Origin of the sequence: Ruegeria atlantica, from assembly GCF_001458195.1 — a bacterium.
GTDB lineage: Bacteria > Pseudomonadota > Alphaproteobacteria > Rhodobacterales > Rhodobacteraceae > Ruegeria > Ruegeria atlantica.
Map to the genome: position 1 here is coordinate 95519 of NZ_CYPU01000006.1, position 17365 is coordinate 112883.

The 17365-nt window shown below is 56.8% G+C and carries 19 protein-coding genes and 1 pseudogene; 10 read left to right on the plus strand and 10 right to left on the minus strand.

The annotated features are described in order from the left end of the window. Positions 1 to 4 precede the first annotated feature (4 nt). The 3 genes from RUA4292_RS00720 (at position 5) to RUA4292_RS00730 (ending at position 2903) form a co-directional block, all read left to right on the plus strand. Complete coding sequence (locus tag RUA4292_RS00720; RefSeq protein WP_058275866.1) at positions 5 to 1150, plus strand: iron-containing alcohol dehydrogenase; 1146 nt, start codon at positions 5 to 7, stop codon at positions 1148 to 1150. Between the two features lie 74 nt (positions 1151 to 1224). Continuing rightward, positions 1225 to 2064 carry a DMT family transporter gene (locus tag RUA4292_RS00725; protein ID WP_058275867.1) on the plus strand — a complete coding sequence of 280 codons (840 nt, stop codon included), beginning with the start codon at positions 1225 to 1227 and terminating at the stop codon, positions 2062 to 2064. Positions 2065 to 2132: 68 nt separating this feature from the next. Beyond that, complete coding sequence (locus RUA4292_RS00730) at positions 2133 to 2903, plus strand: alpha/beta hydrolase (RefSeq protein ID WP_058275868.1); 771 nt, start codon at positions 2133 to 2135, stop codon at positions 2901 to 2903. An 18-nt stretch (positions 2904 to 2921) separates the two neighbouring features. Here the strand turns inward: RUA4292_RS00730 and RUA4292_RS00735 are convergent, their stop codons facing one another. Beyond that, the gene (locus RUA4292_RS00735; RefSeq protein ID WP_145974800.1) at positions 2922 to 3203 is read right to left on the minus strand and encodes a hypothetical protein; all 282 of its coding nucleotides are present in this window, start codon (positions 3201 to 3203) and stop codon (positions 2922 to 2924) included. 396 nt (positions 3204 to 3599) lie between these two features. Between RUA4292_RS00735 and RUA4292_RS24320 the strand changes: the two genes are divergently transcribed. Continuing rightward, positions 3600 to 4232, plus strand: a complete 633-nt coding sequence (locus tag RUA4292_RS24320) for a hypothetical protein (protein WP_145974801.1) — start codon at positions 3600 to 3602, stop codon at positions 4230 to 4232. A gap of 166 nt (positions 4233 to 4398) precedes the next feature. Here the strand turns inward: RUA4292_RS24320 and RUA4292_RS00740 are convergent, their stop codons facing one another. The 3 genes from RUA4292_RS00740 to RUA4292_RS00750 form a co-directional block, all read right to left on the minus strand. Then, complete coding sequence (locus RUA4292_RS00740) at positions 4399 to 5406, minus strand: serine hydrolase domain-containing protein (RefSeq protein ID WP_158506886.1); 1008 nt, start codon at positions 5404 to 5406, stop codon at positions 4399 to 4401. Positions 5407 to 5549: 143 nt separating this feature from the next. Then, positions 5550 to 7508 (minus strand): DNA topoisomerase IV subunit B, encoded by a 1959-nt coding sequence (parE, locus tag RUA4292_RS00745; RefSeq protein WP_058275871.1) that lies wholly within the window; start codon positions 7506 to 7508, stop codon positions 5550 to 5552. A gap of 159 nt (positions 7509 to 7667) precedes the next feature. Further along, the gene (locus RUA4292_RS00750; RefSeq protein ID WP_082636948.1) at positions 7668 to 8222 is read right to left on the minus strand and encodes an NYN domain-containing protein; all 555 of its coding nucleotides are present in this window, start codon (positions 8220 to 8222) and stop codon (positions 7668 to 7670) included. 190 nt (positions 8223 to 8412) lie between these two features. Between RUA4292_RS00750 and RUA4292_RS00755 the strand changes: the two genes are divergently transcribed. Continuing rightward, the gene (locus RUA4292_RS00755) at positions 8413 to 9021 is read left to right on the plus strand and encodes a carboxymuconolactone decarboxylase family protein (RefSeq protein WP_058275914.1); all 609 of its coding nucleotides are present in this window, start codon (positions 8413 to 8415) and stop codon (positions 9019 to 9021) included. A 6-nt stretch (positions 9022 to 9027) separates the two neighbouring features. Here RUA4292_RS00755 and RUA4292_RS00760 read toward each other — a convergent pair whose 3' ends face one another. After that, positions 9028 to 9903 carry an alpha/beta fold hydrolase gene (locus RUA4292_RS00760; protein ID WP_058275872.1) on the minus strand — a complete coding sequence of 292 codons (876 nt, stop codon included), beginning with the start codon at positions 9901 to 9903 and terminating at the stop codon, positions 9028 to 9030. Between the two features lie 126 nt (positions 9904 to 10029). Here RUA4292_RS00760 and ppk2 point away from each other — a divergent pair, with 126 nt between their 5' ends. Both ppk2 and RUA4292_RS00770 read left to right on the plus strand, forming a co-directional pair. Continuing rightward, positions 10030 to 10953 (plus strand): polyphosphate kinase 2, encoded by a 924-nt coding sequence (gene ppk2, locus RUA4292_RS00765; protein ID WP_058275873.1) that lies wholly within the window; start codon positions 10030 to 10032, stop codon positions 10951 to 10953. A gap of 117 nt (positions 10954 to 11070) precedes the next feature. Next, the gene (locus RUA4292_RS00770; protein ID WP_233493293.1) at positions 11071 to 12423 is read left to right on the plus strand and encodes an MATE family efflux transporter; all 1353 of its coding nucleotides are present in this window, start codon (positions 11071 to 11073) and stop codon (positions 12421 to 12423) included. An 11-nt stretch (positions 12424 to 12434) separates the two neighbouring features. Here the strand turns inward: RUA4292_RS00770 and RUA4292_RS00775 are convergent, their stop codons facing one another. Together RUA4292_RS00775 and RUA4292_RS00780 are read right to left on the minus strand one after the other, a co-directional pair. Continuing rightward, entirely contained in the window at positions 12435 to 12836 is a 402-nt protein-coding gene (locus tag RUA4292_RS00775) for a hypothetical protein (RefSeq protein WP_058275875.1), read from the minus strand. Between the two features lie 10 nt (positions 12837 to 12846). After that, positions 12847 to 14049 (minus strand): pyridoxal phosphate-dependent aminotransferase, encoded by a 1203-nt coding sequence (locus RUA4292_RS00780; protein WP_058275876.1) that lies wholly within the window; start codon positions 14047 to 14049, stop codon positions 12847 to 12849. A gap of 91 nt (positions 14050 to 14140) precedes the next feature. On the opposite strand from RUA4292_RS00780, the gene RUA4292_RS00785 reads away from it, so the two are divergent. The 3 genes and pseudogenes from RUA4292_RS00785 (at position 14141) to RUA4292_RS00795 (ending at position 15363) form a co-directional block, all read left to right on the plus strand. Then, positions 14141 to 14533, plus strand: coding sequence for a helix-turn-helix domain-containing protein (locus RUA4292_RS00785; RefSeq protein WP_058274142.1), 393 nt, complete (start codon positions 14141 to 14143; stop codon positions 14531 to 14533). Between the two features lie 35 nt (positions 14534 to 14568). Further along, a complete protein-coding gene (locus tag RUA4292_RS00790) occupies positions 14569 to 14787 on the plus strand; it encodes a succinate dehydrogenase assembly factor 2 (RefSeq protein WP_145974805.1) in 219 nt (72 codons plus the stop codon). A 78-nt stretch (positions 14788 to 14865) separates the two neighbouring features. Then, positions 14866 to 15363, plus strand: a pseudogene (locus RUA4292_RS00795) (MarR family winged helix-turn-helix transcriptional regulator). On the opposite strand, the gene RUA4292_RS00800 reads toward RUA4292_RS00795, so the two are convergent. From RUA4292_RS00800 to RUA4292_RS00810, 3 genes are read right to left on the minus strand one after another with little or no spacing between them, the layout of a single operon-like run. Further along, positions 15364 to 16086, minus strand: coding sequence for a DUF1194 domain-containing protein (locus RUA4292_RS00800; RefSeq protein ID WP_058275878.1), 723 nt, complete (start codon positions 16084 to 16086; stop codon positions 15364 to 15366). It abuts the pseudogene before it with no gap. After that, positions 16086 to 16787, minus strand: coding sequence for a DUF1194 domain-containing protein (locus tag RUA4292_RS00805; RefSeq protein ID WP_058275879.1), 702 nt, complete (start codon positions 16785 to 16787; stop codon positions 16086 to 16088). The genes RUA4292_RS00800 and RUA4292_RS00805 overlap by 1 nt, the downstream gene beginning before the upstream one ends. Further along, a complete protein-coding gene (locus RUA4292_RS00810; RefSeq protein WP_058275880.1) occupies positions 16784 to 17212 on the minus strand; it encodes a VOC family protein in 429 nt (142 codons plus the stop codon). Before RUA4292_RS00810 ends, RUA4292_RS00805 begins: the two co-directional genes overlap by 4 nt. Positions 17213 to 17365 lie beyond the last annotated feature (153 nt).

Here is a 17365-nt window from a genome sequence, read left to right on the forward strand (position 1 = left end):
TGACATGTCACTTGTTGGAAACTGGTCCTATCCGACCGCTATCAAATTCGGCGCAGGCCGCATCAAGGAACTGCCCGAGGCATGTGCTGCCGCTGGTATGAAAAGGCCGTTGTTGGTCACCGACAAAGGGTTGGCCGATCTGCCGATCACCGCGGCAACGCTGGATATCATGGAGGCCGCAGGGCTGGGGCGCGGGCTATTCAGCGACGTGGATCCTAACCCGAACGAAAAAAATCTTGAGGCAGGGGTCGCGGCCTACAATGCGGGCGGCCATGATGGTGTGATCGCTTTTGGCGGCGGTTCCGGGTTGGATCTGGGCAAGATGGTTGCCTTTATGGCAGGGCAGACGCGCCCGGTTTGGGATTTCGAGGATATCGGCGATTGGTGGACACGCGCGGATTCGGATGTCATTGCGCCGATTATCGCTGTGCCGACCACAGCCGGGACCGGGTCCGAGGTCGGGCGCGCCAGTGTCATCACGAATTCCGAAACCCACGCAAAAAAGATTATTTTCCATCCTAAGGTTCTGCCGACCGTGGTGATCTGCGACCCCGAGCTGACGGTTGGCATGCCTAAATTCATCACGGCAGGCACTGGCCTGGATGCATTTGCACACTGCGTTGAGGCGTATTCCAGCCCGCATTATCATCCGATGAGCCACGGTATTGCGCTGGAAGGTATGCGGCTGGTCAAGGAGTACCTGCCACGCGCTTATGCAGATGGCACGGATATCGAGGCCCGCGCACAGATGATGAGCGCAGCAGCCATGGGGGCGACCGCCTTTCAGAAAGGTCTGGGCGCGATTCACGCCATGAGCCACCCGATTGGCGCGGTTTTCAACACTCACCACGGCACCACCAACGCGGTTTGCATGCCTGCAGTGCTGGAGTTCAATGCGCCAGCTATTGCTGATCGGTTTCAGTCGGCGGCAGCCTATCTGGGAATTGATGGCGGCTTTGATGGCGTCCGCGGTTTTGTCCAGTCGTTCAACGACTCGCTGGGTATCCCAACCAGACTGTCCGAACTGGGTGTAACCGAAGCTGCAATCCCGGAGCTGGTGCAAGGCGCGATCATCGATCCGTCTTGTGGTGGTAACCCAATCGAATTGACAGAGGACAATCTGACCGCTCTGTTCAAGGCTGCATTGTGATCGGTCTTGCTCTGTGCAAGTAACGAAACCGGCCCGTATCTTGGGCCGGTTCTCTCTGCGCGAAAGGTTCGGACGTGACTCTGTTTGTCATCGCCATCATTTTGACGGCTGCGTTGCTGCATGCGGTGTGGAACGCCATCGTCAAAACAGCCGCCGACCGAACGACTACATTGGGCCTTGTCGCATTTGGGCATGTCATCCCTGCGACAGCGATGATCCTGCTGCTGCCTCTGCCCAGCGTTGAGAGCTTTCCCTATATCCTGATCTCGACCGTCGTGCATTTTGGGTACTACTACATGCTAGGAAAAGCCTATCAGCATGGGGATCTGAGCGTCGTCTATCCGATCGCTCGCGGTATCGTGCCTGCGCTGGTCTCGCTCTGGGCGATAATCCTGGTGGGCGAGGTTCTGCCGCTGCAGGCATGGGGCGGGATTGCGCTGATCGCGCTTGGTATTCAGCTCAGCAGTTGGAGTGCCTTGCGGTCCGGCGTTGGGCGCTGGGCGCTGTGGTTTGCACTGGGTACGGGGTTTTGCATCTCGATCTATTCGGTGGTGGACGGCATCGGGGTGCGGCTGTCGGGCAGTACGCTTAGCTACTGGGCCTGGGGCGCTTTCCTGCACCTGTTCATCGCCGGGTTTGTTGGCATCAAAAAGCGGGACACACTGGCCAGCCTTCCTGCAAAGGTCTGGATGATCGGAATCCTAGGCGGGCTGGTGTCGATGACGGCCTATGGTCTGGTGCTTTACGCCAAGAATTTCGCACCACTGGGTGCAGTTTCAGCATTGCGCGAGACTTCGGTGATCTTCGCAGCGCTGATCGGGTTCATCTTCCTGCATGAAGGCAACTGGATGCGTCGCCTTGGTGCGGCCCTACTGATGGCCGTTGGCGTTGCCCTGATCGGAATGTCCGTCTGACCCCGGCGGCCTTGCCGCGCGCGCCTGTCGTCTCGCATAGTGGGGGCAAGTGACGAGAGGGCGTTTTGATGACCAAAGAGATTGTTCTGATCCACGGGGCCTTTGCCGGACCTTGGTGTATGGCGGACTACGCGGGTTTCTTTCGCGCGCGCGGTTGGACGGTGCACATCCCTGCGCTGCGCTTTCATGGTGGAGGCCCCAAGGCCGAACCTGACCCCGGCCTTACGGATACCAGTGTCGCGGATTATGCCAATGATATTGCTGAGCTCGTGCAGGGATTGGACAGCAAGCCGGTCATCCTCGGCCATGCCATCGCGGGCGTGGTGGCGCAGCAAGTGGCCGCGCGTGGGTTGGCCAGCGCCATTGTCCTGATAAACCCGAACGCGCCGTGGGGCACCTTGCCCGAAACCGACGATGAACGCGCCATCCCGCGCGCGCTGATGGAGGGCGGGGCGTTCTGGAAGCAACCCATGCGGGTCGAGTTCGACCTGATGGCCCCCTTTGCGCTGAACAAGATGCCCGAGGCGCAGCAGCATGAGGTGTTCGACCAGCTGGGGGCCGAAAGCGGGCAGGTGATGTTCGAGATGTTCTTTTGGATGTTCGACGACCACCACGCGATGAAGGTCGACATCGACAAGGTCGATTGCCCGGTGCTGATCGTGTCGGGAACCGAGGACCGCGCCGTCAACCCCGACACCTGCCGTGCTCTGGCCAACCTGTACGGGGATCGCGCGACATTTATGCCCGTGAAAAACCACGCGCATTTCCTGTTCATGGAGCCCGGCTGGGAGCATCCCGCCGGCCAGATAGCGGACTGGCTGGAGGGGAAGGTGGGCTAGAAGGCCCGACCTTTCAGTTCAGCGATTGACCTGAATACCGCTCTCCGGTTTCCACTTCATGGCACCGTCGCCGCCTTTGATACAACGCAGAAGGTGTTCTTCGCGCGTACTGGACGTTTCGGTCACGGTGTTGTTGCCAGAGATCACAACATAGGCGTCCACCGAATAAGCGAGGCCGTTGTAATAGCAGAACCGTAACTCTGCCCCGACCGGAATAGGCGATGCGCCGATCAGCGACTGCTGCGCGCTTGCCTGACTGGCCAGCAAGGCAAAGGCCAGCCCGAGGGTTAGTGTCTTCATATTGTCCTCCCGTTCGAAAATTTGTTCGTTCAAATTGGGTCTTGGACGCTCGGATCCTCAAAATTTGTTCTTTGATGACAATTACGCGCAAGTGTGAACGGGATCAACGGGTTAGGCAAGGGGGGGTGCGGGTGCCGGGCTGAAGCCCGGCTTACGAGGTAAAGAGTTAGTACACCCAATCCATAATACCCAGCATCCTGAAGGCGCCCAATTCGCCCGTATGGGCGGGCGCTGTAGGCGTGATCAAGTAGGATCGGTGTACACACCCATCCTACGTTTAATCTTGTTCATTCGAGGTGAGGAAAACCCAACTTTCAAGAAGCCAGTTAGTGGTCTCAGATGCATCTAAGGATTTGAAAGCAACAGGATTGACACTCATTGATTGACGAAAGGAAAATGCGAATCTTTGTTTCAGCTATTACGCTATTTTTTGGTGCTGCTTCGGCAGAGGCCGAGATTAGCGCATCTGAAATCTGGTCGGAATGTCGACCATCGGCTTCTTGCGTAATCGAATACGATCATCTCTCTACTCAAGACGTCGAACCATTTCTATTTTTGGGCCGCGTTGTGGATAGTGATCATCCTCAGTGGAGGAAGTATCGAAAGGCCATCCGTAAGTTTCCAGATGTACAAAGCTGTTTGGCAAAAGAAGAACAAAAGAAAGAAAACCCAAACTTACTAAAGCTTGATTGGGAAGGAGGCGGTTACTCGAGTGGTGTTGAGCTTTGTATATATCGGATTTCGCGAAGTCTGGTTACGCTCGATAGAGTTCAAAGCTGGATGAGTTATCACGACTTCCGAGTGGTGGGATACAGCAGATACAGAAGTGAGAACTTTGTTTCTACTGGAACTAACCAGCCTGTCGGGAATGTCTCAGGCTATTGGACTGTACAACAGTATAGGGAAAGAAATCCTACGCTATTGTGGCGTTTCTTTGAGTTTGACCTGATTTACAGCTACGGAATTGTCTTGGGAATTTCAGAAGAGTTCAAAGTAGTGGGAGCCCATGTCACCATGCCAACAAAATAGACTCACGCAGTAGGCCTAAGCTATCGCCCAATACTCGGAGTGTTGAAGGCTTACTGAATCAAACATCCAACTCCTCCACAAACCGCGCGTTCCTTGCGTGTTTTCAAGCCGCGGGTCGGGTTTGATGCTCGCCAGAGCTTCGATCACATGCTCGTGAAATTTTACTTTATCTTTTGACGTTATTATTTTCATAAAACGCGTTATGAAGCGACGCAAAGGCACTTCCGCGATCGACAGGTGAGGCGTTGAACAAGATGACAATGGTCTCTCCGTCGGAGAATCGAAATATAGCTGTAAAAATACCCTGAAGGCCGCCCCAATGGGTCAGGTGCTGGCCGTTTTCCTCTGGCCACACATGCCATCCTGAAGCATAGAAATCAATGTTTTCATCATGGGTCGCCGTCGCCTCAAAATGGGGTTGAGGGACCGAGGCGAAAGACCAGATCGCTTCGGCTGTGCCGATTGCCCCGCCAGCGATACCCAGCCCCAAAAGCCAGTTTTGCTCAGCCTCAGAATCCAACACGCGGGTCCAGCCATCGATGCCAAATTCCCAATTGGGTCCGACGGCACCTTCGAGATGGATATCGGCGACCTGCTGCAAGGCGTGTTCGACAGTCATTCCCGGCGTGCTGGTTATCAGGTTGCTCAGAAGACAGAAACCAACATTCGAGTACGCCGTTTTTCTGTTAGGCGCGTGATCCAGGGGCATGGTTTCCCATACGGTTTGGGCCACTTCGGGGCAACTGGCCGACAAATCGAGGCCGAGGCGTTCTGGAGCGAAGATCGGATCGTAGCTAACGTTTTTGTCAACCCCCCCCGTATGCGCCAAAAGTTGCCGGGCCGTAACCTGAGAGGATCGCGGATCAAAAGGCGGGGGAAGGTTGGCTAGCTCGGCTATTGGACGCTCCAGGTCGAACTGACCGCGTTCCTCAGCTTTGATCAAGGCTCTGGCCGCAATGGGTTTGGTGAGCGAGGCTAAACGAAATGACTGGTCAGGCTGCATAGGAGTATTCTGAATTGGATCGGAAACACCGAATGCCACGATTTTAGGGTCCGCACGCCATGGGCCATAGGCCAACACAGCACCAGGAATATTGTGGATGTGAAGAAATGAGTCGACAATTTCTTCAACAGTGGCTGGCCTGCGACGATGATCCGCCTGCAGTGCAATCATACCAGCAAGAAAAAGAATACCGGCCGCCCATCGCAGCCTTGCCTTACGTGACCCCAACATATGGCCCCTGCGTTGCTTGTTGATTTATGAGACCATTTTCCTGATTGGGTTTATCCATGTTCTGCGCATTGCTTTAAACCGTCTCAAACATCCAACTCTTCCACAAACCGCGCGTTCTCCTGAATGTACTGGAACCGCAGTTCGGGTTTCTTGCCCATCAGGCGCTCGACCAGATCGCCAGTCTCGCCGGGTTCGTCCTCGTCGATGGTGACACGGATCAGTTTGCGGGACGCGGGATCCATCGTGGTCTCTTTCAGGTCCTTGGCGTCCATCTCACCCAGGCCCTTGAAGCGGGACACGTCGATCTTGCCCTTGCCGCCCAGACCTTTCTCAAGCCACTCATCCCGCTCGGCCTCGTCAAGGCAATAAACCCGCTTGGCGCCTTGGGTCAGGCGATACAGGGGCGGGCAGGCGAGGTACAGGTGGCCCGTGTCGATCATCGGCCGCATCTGGGTAAAGAAGAACGTCATCAGCAGCGCCGCGATATGCGCACCGTCTACGTCCGCGTCAGTCATGATGATGATCTTGTCATAGCGCAGGTCGTCGACATTGAACTTGGTGCCAAGCCCCACACCCAGAGCCTGGGTCAGATCGTTGATCTCAGCATTGGTGCCCAGTTTCGAACTGGCCGCGCCCAGCACGTTCAGGATCTTGCCGCGCAGGGGCAAAAGGGCCTGGGTTTTGCGATTTCGGCCCATTTTTGCAGAACCGCCCGCAGAATCTCCTTCGACGATGAATAATTCTGTTCCGTCGCGTGTTAAACTAGAACAGTCCACCAACTTGCCGGGAAGACGAAGTTTTTTAGTGGCGGACTTTCGTTGTGTTTCCTTCTCGGCGCGTCGGCGCAAACGTTCTTCGGACCTCAGAATGAGGAAATCAAGAATAGCACCGGCGGATTTTGTGTCCGCGGCCAGCCAGTTATCGAAATGGTCGCGGACCGAATTCTCTACCAACCGCTGTGCTTCAACTGTGGCGAGGCGGTCTTTGGTCTGGCCCACAAATTCCGGTTCACTGATAAAGCAGGACACCAGCGCGCAGCCACCTGTGATCAGGTCGTCGCGGGTAATCTGCGCGGCCTTCTTGTTGTTGATCAGTTCGCCATAAGCCTTGATCCCTTTCAGGACTGCAGCCCAGAACCCGGCGACATGAGTGCCGCCTTCGGGGGTGGGGACGGTGTTACAGTAGGACTGGATGAACCCGTCACGCGAGGGCGTCCAATTGATCGCCCATTCGACCTTGCCGGCAGCGCCGAATTTTTCCCGAAAGTCCACAGTGCCGGCAAAAGGCTGCTCGGCATAGGTGGACGAGCCATTCATCGTTTCCTTCAGGTAGTCGGACAGACCGCCGGGAAAGTGGAAGCTGGCCTCGGTCGGCGTTTCGCCGTCGTCGATATGGGACTTCCAGCGTATTTCGACGCCCGAGAACAGGTAGGCTTTGGAGCGGATGGATTTGAACAACCGTGCGGGTTTGAACTTGTGATGGCCGAAGATTTCTTCGTCTGCGTGGAACGTCACAGTGGTGCCGCGCCGGTTGGGTGCCGCGCCGACTTTTTCGACAGGGCCCAGAGGGATGCCGCGTGAAAAGCGCTGTTCGAACAGCTGTTTGTCACGCGCCACCTGCACGACCATCGAATCCGACAAGGCGTTGACCACGGATGCACCCACACCGTGCAGACCGCCCGAGGTCTGATAGGCCTTCCCCGAGAATTTGCCGCCCGCATGTAGAGTGCAAAGAATGACTTCAAGCGCCGATTTGTCCGGGAATTTGGGGTGGGGGTCGATCGGAATACCGCGCCCGTTGTCGCGCACCGTCAGAGCGTAATCGGCGTGCAGCTCAACCTCGATCCGGTTGGCATGGCCAGCGACGGCTTCGTCCATCGAGTTGTCGAGGATTTCGGCCACCATATGGTGCAGCGCGCGTTCGTCCGTGCCGCCGATATACATGCCGGGGCGTTTGCGGACCGGTTCCAGACCTTCAAGCACCTCGATCGAGGAGGCGTCATAGGTATTGGTCGCTTCTGGCGTCAACAGATCGTCGGGCATGGGTGCTGCTCTTGTTTTTGGGTTTGGTCCCATTATGGCAGGGGATGTGGTCCGGGGGAAGGGGCGCGCGAAGTGTTGTGTGCGGTTTGTCGGCTATGATGCGCCGTGATTTGGAACTGAAGTTGACACGCTACATGTTTGACCGGGCTGGACCCACGGTCACAACGCCAGCCAGAGAGCGCCATTCCGATAGCCACCCTGCACAAGCTCTTTGGCCTGCAGCACATCCGAATAATCGTCAACCCAGTCGCGAAAACGGTCGTTTGTGACAATGGTAGCACTTAGGTCGCGAGCGACCTGTAAAACAAGCGGGTCGGCCGGCGTTCCCTTGGGTGCGACCATAACGTGGTCAACGGGCAACCCAAGCAGTGAGGCAAGGGTTTTGTCGTTCATGTAGCGATCCGAGATTTTGTAGCCGACATTTGCATCGAACACGACGCCGGGCGTCAGGCCGGAGGCGGTCAAAGCGTCGACAACTTCGCGTACGGTGGCAATGTCCGGAATGCCCTCTCGCCAGTGCAAAATATTTGATCCATCAACCACGGCCCAGTTCTCCGGCGCTTTCGATCTGCGCAACCATTTTCCAAGCAGCAATATTGCGCTTGCGATGGTGCAAAGCCCTGCGACCATTGCCCAATTAAAAAGCGCAGGCTGGAACAGAGTCGCGAACAGGCCGCAGATTGACAGGACAAACAAGAACAGAGGAAGGCGCATCGCTGGAAAATCAATATAGTGAAACGGGGTGTCGGCAGTTCTTTATCAGGTGGCGGTGGAGGATGCCCAGAGCGTTCTCATTGCAGTCACGTGAAATGTTCCGGGTAAACGTGGCCGCCAAGGCCTCGCATTGTTTCTGCATTCTGTTTAGGTTTGGCTGCAAAAGCAAATGGATACGGGAGGCAAAGAGATGAGCTGGATCAGAACCATCCCTTTTGATGAGGCAACGGGAAAACTCAGGAAACTGTATGACCGTGTTACCGGCCCGGGCAACAATGTCGACAACATCATGATGGTGCATTCCTTGCGGCCACATTCGATGGAAGGTCACATGGCCATGTACAAGAACGTGCTGCACCATTCCGCCAACACGATCCCGAAGTGGTTTCTTGAGGTGTTGGGCGTGTGGGTCAGCGCGCTGAACAAATGCAGTTATTGTGTTGAGCACCACTACAGCGGTTTGCAGCGTTTGGTGGGCGATCCGGAGCGTGGCCAGGCAATTCGCGCGACGATTGAGGCTGGCACGCCAGAGGTGGCCCCGTTGGATAGTGCCCAGATTGAGGCCATGCGTTACGCGCGCAAACTGACCGAGACCCCGGCGGAGTTGAAACTGCAAGACGTGGAAGCCCTGCGCACGGCCGGATGGGACGATGGTGAGATCCTCGAAATCAATCAGGTCTGCGCGTATTTCTCTTATGCTAACCGGACCGTTTTGGGGCTGGGGTGTTCAACGGATGGCGACATATTGGGCCTGTCGCCCAACAACTCGGATGACCCGGCGGATTGGGGGCACCGGTAAACGGATTTAGCGCGCCATCCAACCAAGGATCGCCTGCGCCACCGCTTTGGGTTGTTGGTGATGCAGCCAGTGATCAGCGTTCGGAATGTCGATGCGCGCCAGATCGGGTGCGTAGTCTTCTAACCCCTCAGTCGATTCTGGTAGCAACGCCTTGTCTTCACACCCCCACAGCAACAGGTGGGGGCAGCGAACCATCAACCGGTCCTTTGGCAGCTCTGGCAGATCCGTGCGAGGTGCGCCGGTTTTCGCAACCACCAGCGGTGACGCGCGGTACCAGTTCAGCATAGTCTCCAGCCGCCCGGGCCGGGCCCATTCTGTACGATAGACCTGCATTTGCTGGTCCGTCAGCCAGTCTGTTCCCATCCCGAAACGAAAAAACTGTTCGAGCTTGGCGAAATTGTCCGCCGACAAACGCTCTGCCGCGTCTGGTGCGCGCAGGGCATTGATGTATTGCGAAGCCTCGGATTGCGCCCCTCCTGCGGCCATGGCCCGTTGGAAGGGCGCCGGATGCACGCCGTTGGCGATGATCAACCGGTCCACCAGATCCGGGCGGAACATGGCCAAACCATAGGCCACAGACGCTCCCCAATCGTGGCCAAGAACACAAACCGGACGGGCGAGCCCCTCAATCAACGTCACCATGTCCGAGACCAGTCGTGACAGGGCATAATGGCCGACGCCCTCTGGCGCCCAGCTTTGCCCGTAACCGCGTTGATCGGGGGCGATGCAATGAAAGTCGGAGGACAAATGCGGGGCCAGGTCCTGCCACGCGCCGCTATATTCGGGAAACCCGTGAAGCATCAACAAGGGCGGAAGGTCGGGGTCCCCCCAGCTGCGCAGAAGGAACCTCTGGCCGTTAAGATCAATGAACATGTTTTTCATAGCCGAAGCCCTGTGTTGTACCTGAAGCACACGCCCAGAAAGATGTAGAACTTTGACACCAATCAAAGCGTGTTTTTCACCCGACTGCTAGGCGTTTTCCCGGACAGTGAGACAAGGAGAACCTGAATGGAAGTTGTACCGCAGACCGAGAAAATCCAAGACCCTGCCAACCTGTCGGCGATAGCCAAAATCTCACCGACTGAGCCCAGCCCCGAGAGAATTCGTCAGGCCTTTGAAAGCGGCAGATATCCTTATGATCGCAAGATGGCGCGCAAAGCTTATGAGGCGGAGAAGGCGCAACTGCAGGCAGAATTGCTAAAAGTACAACATTGGGCTCAGGAAACCGGTCAGCGGTTTGTGTTGTTGTTTGAGGGCAGGGATGCCGCAGGCAAAGGTGGAACGATTAAACGATTTATGGAGCACCTGAACCCACGCCAAGCACGTGTCGTTGCGCTGAATAAACCCACCTGGGAAGAGAAGGGACAGTGGTACTATCAGCGCTATGTTCAGGAACTGCCCACGGTCGGCGAAATGGTTTTCTACGACCGGTCCTGGTACAACCGCGCCGGGGTTGAACGGGTCATGGGTTTTTGTTCGCCCAACGAGTATCTCGAGTTCATGCGCCAAACGCCCGAGCTGGAGCGGATGCTGGTGCGCTCGGGTATCCAGCTCTACAAATACTGGTTTTCGGTCACGCAACCTGAACAGCAACGCCGGTTCAAAAGCCGCGAAACCGATCCTCTGAAACAGTGGAAACTGTCACCGATCGACAAGGCCAGCCTTGATAAATGGGACGATTATACCGAGGCCAAGGAGGCGATGTTCTTCTATACCGATACCGCCGACGCCCCGTGGACCATCGTGAAATCGAACGACAAAAAACGCGCGCGCCTGAACTGCATGCGCCACTTCCTGTCTACGCTGGACTATCCGGACAAGAACCATGAAATCGTCGACAGCCCCGATCCTTTGATCGTCGGCCAGGCGCATCACGTGATTCAGCACTCGGAACATATTCTGGGCAATTCACTGCATCCTGAAACCGTGTGACAGGAGTCCTCTCAGGTAACATTTGAACCTGCGGGTGTAGTCTCAAGGTGAAATTTCGTCGTTCGCCTCTTGTCCCGGCCTCGGGCCGGGCATAAGGCTGTTCGGATGAGTAAGGTGATGACATATCGTGGCCACTTTCGGGCCATTTCTGTGCTGGGCTTGCCGCTGATCGGCGGGCACCTGGCCCAATTTGCTATTGGGCTGACGGATACGGTCATGCTGGGTTGGTACGGTGTCGAGGCGCTGGCCGCCGTGACCTTGGCCAGCAGCTATTTCTTTGTGCTGTTCCTGTTTGGGGCCGGATTCGGTTTGGCTGTTATGCCAATGGTGGCGACGGCTGCGGCTGAAGAAGACGAAACAAGTATTCGCCGTACAACGCGCATGGGGTTGTGGTTGTCGCTTGTATATGCGGCCGTCATGATGCCAATGCTCTGGTGGTCGTACCCTATTTTCCTTGCGTTGAAGCAGGACCCGCAAGTCGCTGAAACTGCGTCCCAGTACCTCAGGGTTGCTGGGTGGGGCCTAATTCCGGCGCTTTTGGTGATGGTGCTGAAATCCTATCTGGCCGCGTTAGAGCGGACCCAGATCGTGCTCTGGATAACTGTGGCGGCAGCAGTGGTTAACGCGTTTACCAACTATGCCTTGATCTTCGGCAATTGGGGAGCCCCTGAGCTGGGTGTGATGGGGGCCGCTATCGCGTCGGTTGTCACTCAGGTCGTATCGTTGGTTTGCGTGGTGATCTACGCCATGCGCGTTTTGCCCGAACATAGCCTGTTCCAAAGGTTCTGGCGTCCGGACTGGGAGATGTTTCTGAGCGTTCTCCGCCTAGGCGTCCCGATTGGCCTGACGACCCTGTCCGAAGTCAGCCTGTTCGCAATGTCGGCGATCATGATGGGCTGGCTGGGTCAGGTTCCGCTGGCGGCACATGGCATTGCACTGAATTTGGCATCCGCGACGTTCATGGTGCATCTGGGGCTGTCAAACGCTGCGACGATCCGGGCCGGGAATGCGTTGGGCCGGAAAGATAGGCCACATCTGGAACGCGGCGCGATTGCGGTGACGGGGATGTCTTTGGTGATCTCGATCCTGACTGTCATCCTGTTCCTAGCCTATGCCGAGCCTTTGATTTCCCTGTTCATGGAACCGGATGACCCGCAGCGTCCGGAAATCCTGATGATCGGTACAGGCCTGCTGGCCATGGCGGCTTTGTTCCAATTGGTGGACGGGGCACAGGTCATTGCGCTTGGCCTCCTGCGTGGGTTGCAGGATGCAAAGGTCCCGATGGTCATGGCCGCGCTCAGCTATTGGGGCGTGGGGATTACGTCCTCGTACTACTTTGGCTTCGTGTTGGGCATGGACGGAATCGGAGTCTGGCTGGGCCTTGTTCTGGGTCTGGCCTGCGCAGCGGTTATGCTGATGGCGCGGTTCTGGATGCGCTCGGTCCGCGAGGTCGGTGTGCCCGCCGAGTAAGATTCGGCGGGTCAGTCTTTGCCGAAGCGGTCTGCCTTTTTTCGCACCAAGACAGAACGTAGGTCATGCATGGCCAGCAGCAACCGGTCGGTTACATCCTCAAGCTGCTCTGGTGTCGCCTTGGATTGCGCCCATTGCGTGGTGAGGTTCAGGTAATCAACCGCGCGGTGAATGTCGTCGATGTCGCGCTGGGCCAGCAACGCTTTTCGTGCATCCATCCAACGGGCAATCTCGGCCTTGTCGGCGTCGGACAACGTGCGTTGGCCTTGCGGTTTCACCTCGCCATTGCGGATGTTGATGACCGCGATCTGATCCATCTCGATCCGGCGCTGGCGGTTTTCAGTGTCGATCCTAAAAACCGCCGCACCATTCTCGCGAACGCGGAAATAATATTCGGGCAGTTCCGACGTCATTTGCGCTTACTCAAGTCAACGATGCGCAAAAGCGCTGGATGCGGGTGCAAGCTTCGGTCAGCGCCTCGTCGGAGGTCGCATAGCTGACCCGAAAGTTTGGCGACAGGCCAAAGGCCGCACCGAACACGACGGCCACGTCTACCTCTTCCAGCAATGCGGTGGCAAACGCCTCATCCGAGTCGATCACAGTGCCTGCGGGGGTGGTTTTGCCAATTAGCCCGGCAATGGATGGATAGACGTAGAACGCCCCCTCGGGCGTCGGGCAGCTGATGCCGTCGATTTCGTTCAGCATGCGAACAACCAGATCACGGCGGCGTTTGAACGTTTCGTTGTTGGGGGCCAGGAAGGACTGAGTGCCGTTCAGTGCTTCAACCGCCGCCCATTGGCTGACCGAGCAGGGGTTCGAAGTTGATTGCGATTGGATCTTGCGCATGGCGGCGATGACCTCGACCGGTCCTGCCGCGTAACCTATGCGCCACCCAGTCATGGCGTAGGCCTTGGAGACACCGTTGCAGGTCAGCGTCCGGTCATACAAGCGGGGTTCAACTTCCGCCGGTGTGCAGAATTCGAACCCGTCATACGCCAGATGTTCATACATGTCGTCGGACATGACCCAAACATGCGGATGGCGCATCAGGACGTCGGTTAGTTCTTTCAGCTCTTCACGGCTGTAGCCTGCACCGGTGGGGTTCGACGGTGAGTTGAAGATAAGCCACTTGGTCTTCGGCGTGATCGCAGCCTCAAGCTGATCTGCAGTCAGTTTGAAGTTGGTCTGGATCGAAGTTTCCGCGATTACCGGAGTGCCTCCGGCCAAAAGCACCATGTCGGGATAGCTAACCCAATAGGGTGCAGGGATCACAACCTCATCGCCCTCGTTCATCGTGGCCATCAGGGCATTGTACAAGGTTTGCTTGCCGCCGGTGCCAACCGAAATCTGTGCGGGCGTGTATTCCAAGCCGTGGTCACGCTTCATCTTGGCGCACGCCGCTTGTTTCAATTCTGGGATGCCGTCAGGCGCAGTATATTTGGTCTTCCCGGCTGCGATGGCCGCTACTGCTGCGTCCTTGATGTTCTGCGGAGTGTCGAAATCGGGCTCGCCCGCGCTTAGGCCGATGACATCGCGCCCGGCAGCTTTCAACTCGGCCGCTTTAGCGGTTATCGCAATGGTGGGCGATGGCTTCACGCGTGACAGTGTCGCAGAAAGGAAACTCATGGTCGGCCTCGATTTGTATGTTCAGCTTGACTGTCATAGGGTGCGCTCGAATGACGATCAAGCGATATGCATAATGGAATTGGAGAGCCCGATGAACGACGAGAATGACTGGTACGGACCGGACTCTGCGACATTCGGGGACAGGCTGGCAGGGGCACGCGAAGCGGCTGGTATGACCCAGGCCCAGATGGCCCGCAGGCTTGGCGTGAAAAAGACAACAATTGCAGCCTGGGAAAATGATCTGTCCGAGCCGCGCGCGAACCGTCTTTCCATGATGGCAGGCATGGTCAATGTGTCGATCATGTGGTTGCTGACCGGTGAAGGCGAAGGCATGGATGCCCCCGTCGAAGCGGAAGAAGGCGCACCCGAGCTTGCGGATGTCGTGGCTGAGCTGCGTTCCATTCGCGGTGAAATGCGCGCCAGCGCCGAGCGGGCCGCGAAGCTGGAGAAAAGGGTGCGTCTGATGCTGGAGCAGGGTCGGTGAACGAACCACAGGACGTTCGTATAAAGCGGCTGAAGATGCGATCCATGCGGCGTGGGATCAAGGAAATGGATCTGATCCTGTCGGCTTATGCTGACCGAAATCTGACGGCCATGGAGCCGTCGGATCTGGATAATTATGATGCGTTGCTGCACGAAAACGACCAGGATCTTTATCAGTGGGTCACAGGGCAGCTGCAGCCGCCCGAAACCTATTCCGAATTGATATCGGACATCGCGCAGACCTTTCAAAAATAAAAGAAAATCCGGCTTGACCGATTTTTCGGGATTTCCATTCATCCTGCCTGAAACAGCGCGACTGAATCGGAGGATCGGATGAGTATGGAAATGCAGGTCTCCGCGCCGGGAACCAAAGGGTTCATGACCAGCTATCTTGAGGCACTTGCCTTGGTGGAACGGCTGCACCGGTTGCTATTGGACGTCATCAAGGATGAGTTTGAGCGTGTCGGCGTATTGGGGATCAACGCCGTGCAGGCCTTGCTTTTGTTCAATATCGGCGACAATGAAGTCACCGCAGGTGAACTGAAAAGTCGTGGGTATTATCAGGGCAGCAACGTCAGCTACAACCTGAAGAAACTGGTCGAAATGGGGTACATGCACCATCAAAGATGAGAGATCGACCGCCGTTCCGTAAGGGTTCGATTGACCCCACGCGGTCGTGAAATACGCGATGTCGTATCCGAGCTGTTTTCGCGCCACGCTGAGGGGCTGCAAAATCGCGGCGTGTTGGGGCTGGAAGGCATCGACGACATCACCACATCCCTGCGTCGGGTCGAGCGGTATTGGACTGACCAAATTCGGTACATCTATTGATCAGGGGCGCAGGGTATCTGCGGCGTCGGACAGGGTTAGCCCCTCCAGCTCGCGTATCAGTTTTCGGGTCATCGCGTCCTCATAGGCCTCAAAGCCCAAAGCGACTTCGACGAAGGCTCCGGGTCCAAGGATCACCCAAGTGTTGTAATAGGCGGAAAGCTCACCGACCTGGACATAGCGTTTGTCGCCATGACTGGGATCGTCTGCTCCGATCACGAGCCCGTTGATCGTGATGCCGGTGTTTTCCAGTTCGGCTTTCACGCTGCGTGGATGAGGGCCCAGATTGTGCTTGCCGTCCCCTGACAGATCCAATGTGCGTTTCCAGCAATTCGGTTGCTGCGACAGTAGATTGGCTCCGAACCGCATTGCCGACCCAACAGCCGTGCCCTGTGGTGCGTTACCCCGCGCGACGCTCTTCAATTGGTCGCTGATCCGTGCAAGATCTTGTGCCGTGCGGATCTCAGTCCAGTTTACCGACATGCGTTGATGGTGGGTCTCGCTCCATTCGTAGATTGCCAATCGCACAGGCGCGCCGATGTCGGACAGGATCAGTTGAACAACTTCAGGGCGTTGCAAGGCCGCAGCCAGACCGACGGTTTGCATCCTATACTCGGCGCTGTCGACCGAACCGGACACGTCCAGCCCCAACGCCAGTGCTTGCCTGCATTCCGACGCAGCGGCGCTGGCGAACATGGCGAATATCGCGGCCAGGAGGCGGATCATTAATGTGCACCCTCCTGCAAAGCACCGATCTGCAACCCTTTCAATTCTCGTTCCAGCTTGCGACGCATCGCTCGCTCAAAATCTTCGAACCCTTGCGCGATTTCCAGAAACGCACCGGGGCCGTGCAGAACGTTGTTCTCGAAGAACGGGATGAGGAACAGCTCTCCTTCAAAGTCCGCAGCGTTGATTACCAACCCGTTGACCACGACGTTTTGAAAGGGAAAGTGCCGGTATGCAGAGTCCGGTCCATAGCCGTCATTGTTTGAACCATCCCCTGACAGATCGATAGTTTGGAATAGGCAGGGCGGCGCTTGCTGCATCAAAGTCGCGCCAAATGCCAAGGCATGGCCCATTGCTGTGGCTGAGCCACTATCCGAACGAACAGATTGTTGCACTGTTGAGGCTGCGACCAGCAGATCGGCCTCAGTGTTGATCATGGTCCAGTTTAGAACTACGCGTTGTGTGGTGCGTCCGCTCCACTCATACACGGCCAGCGCTACCGGTGCGGGCGAGGAAAAAAACGCCTCGACCACTTCTGGTGCGATCAATGCAGCCGCAAGACCCTGCCGTTGCAAAACGTCTTCGTTCTCGTCCACGGAAGTCGAGATATCCATAGCGAGTGCCAGTGCAAGCCGGCAGGTCTCGGCCCGAAGGGGGCTGGCCAGAACGGCCAGACCCAGTGCTATCAGCCAGCGGATCACCAGGTGCCGGTGCTTTCCATGCTGGCCCAGGGCTCGGCCGGTTCCAGCGCTTCGCCGTTTTGCAGCAGTTCGACCGAGATATTGTCCGGAGACCGCACAAACGCCATACGCCCGTCACGCGGGGGGCGATTGATCACAATGCCGTTGTCCTGCAAGTGCTGGCAAACCTCATAAATGTTGTCGACCCCATAAGCGAGATGCCCGAAATGTCGGCTGTCGCTGGGCAAAGTGTCATCCCCATCCCAATTGTGGGTCAGCTCGATCGGCCGATCCTCTTGTCCCGGAGGGGCCATGAAGATCAGCGAAAACCGGCCTGCTTCGCTGTCATAACGGCGGGTTTCCTTCAGGCCCAGCAGTTCATAGAACGCCATCGACTTCTCCAGATCCTTCACGCGGACCATGGTGTGAAGATATGTCAGCCCCATTGTGGCTTCCTTTCTATTCAGGTGATGGGCTGCAGCTTAGCGCGCGGGCCAAGCGTGTCGAGGGGCAGGGTGGACACAATTTGGAATTTGCGACGCTTGGTGCACATGTCGCGGTTCCGGTCTGGGAATTGCCGATATATAGTAGTGGGCGAC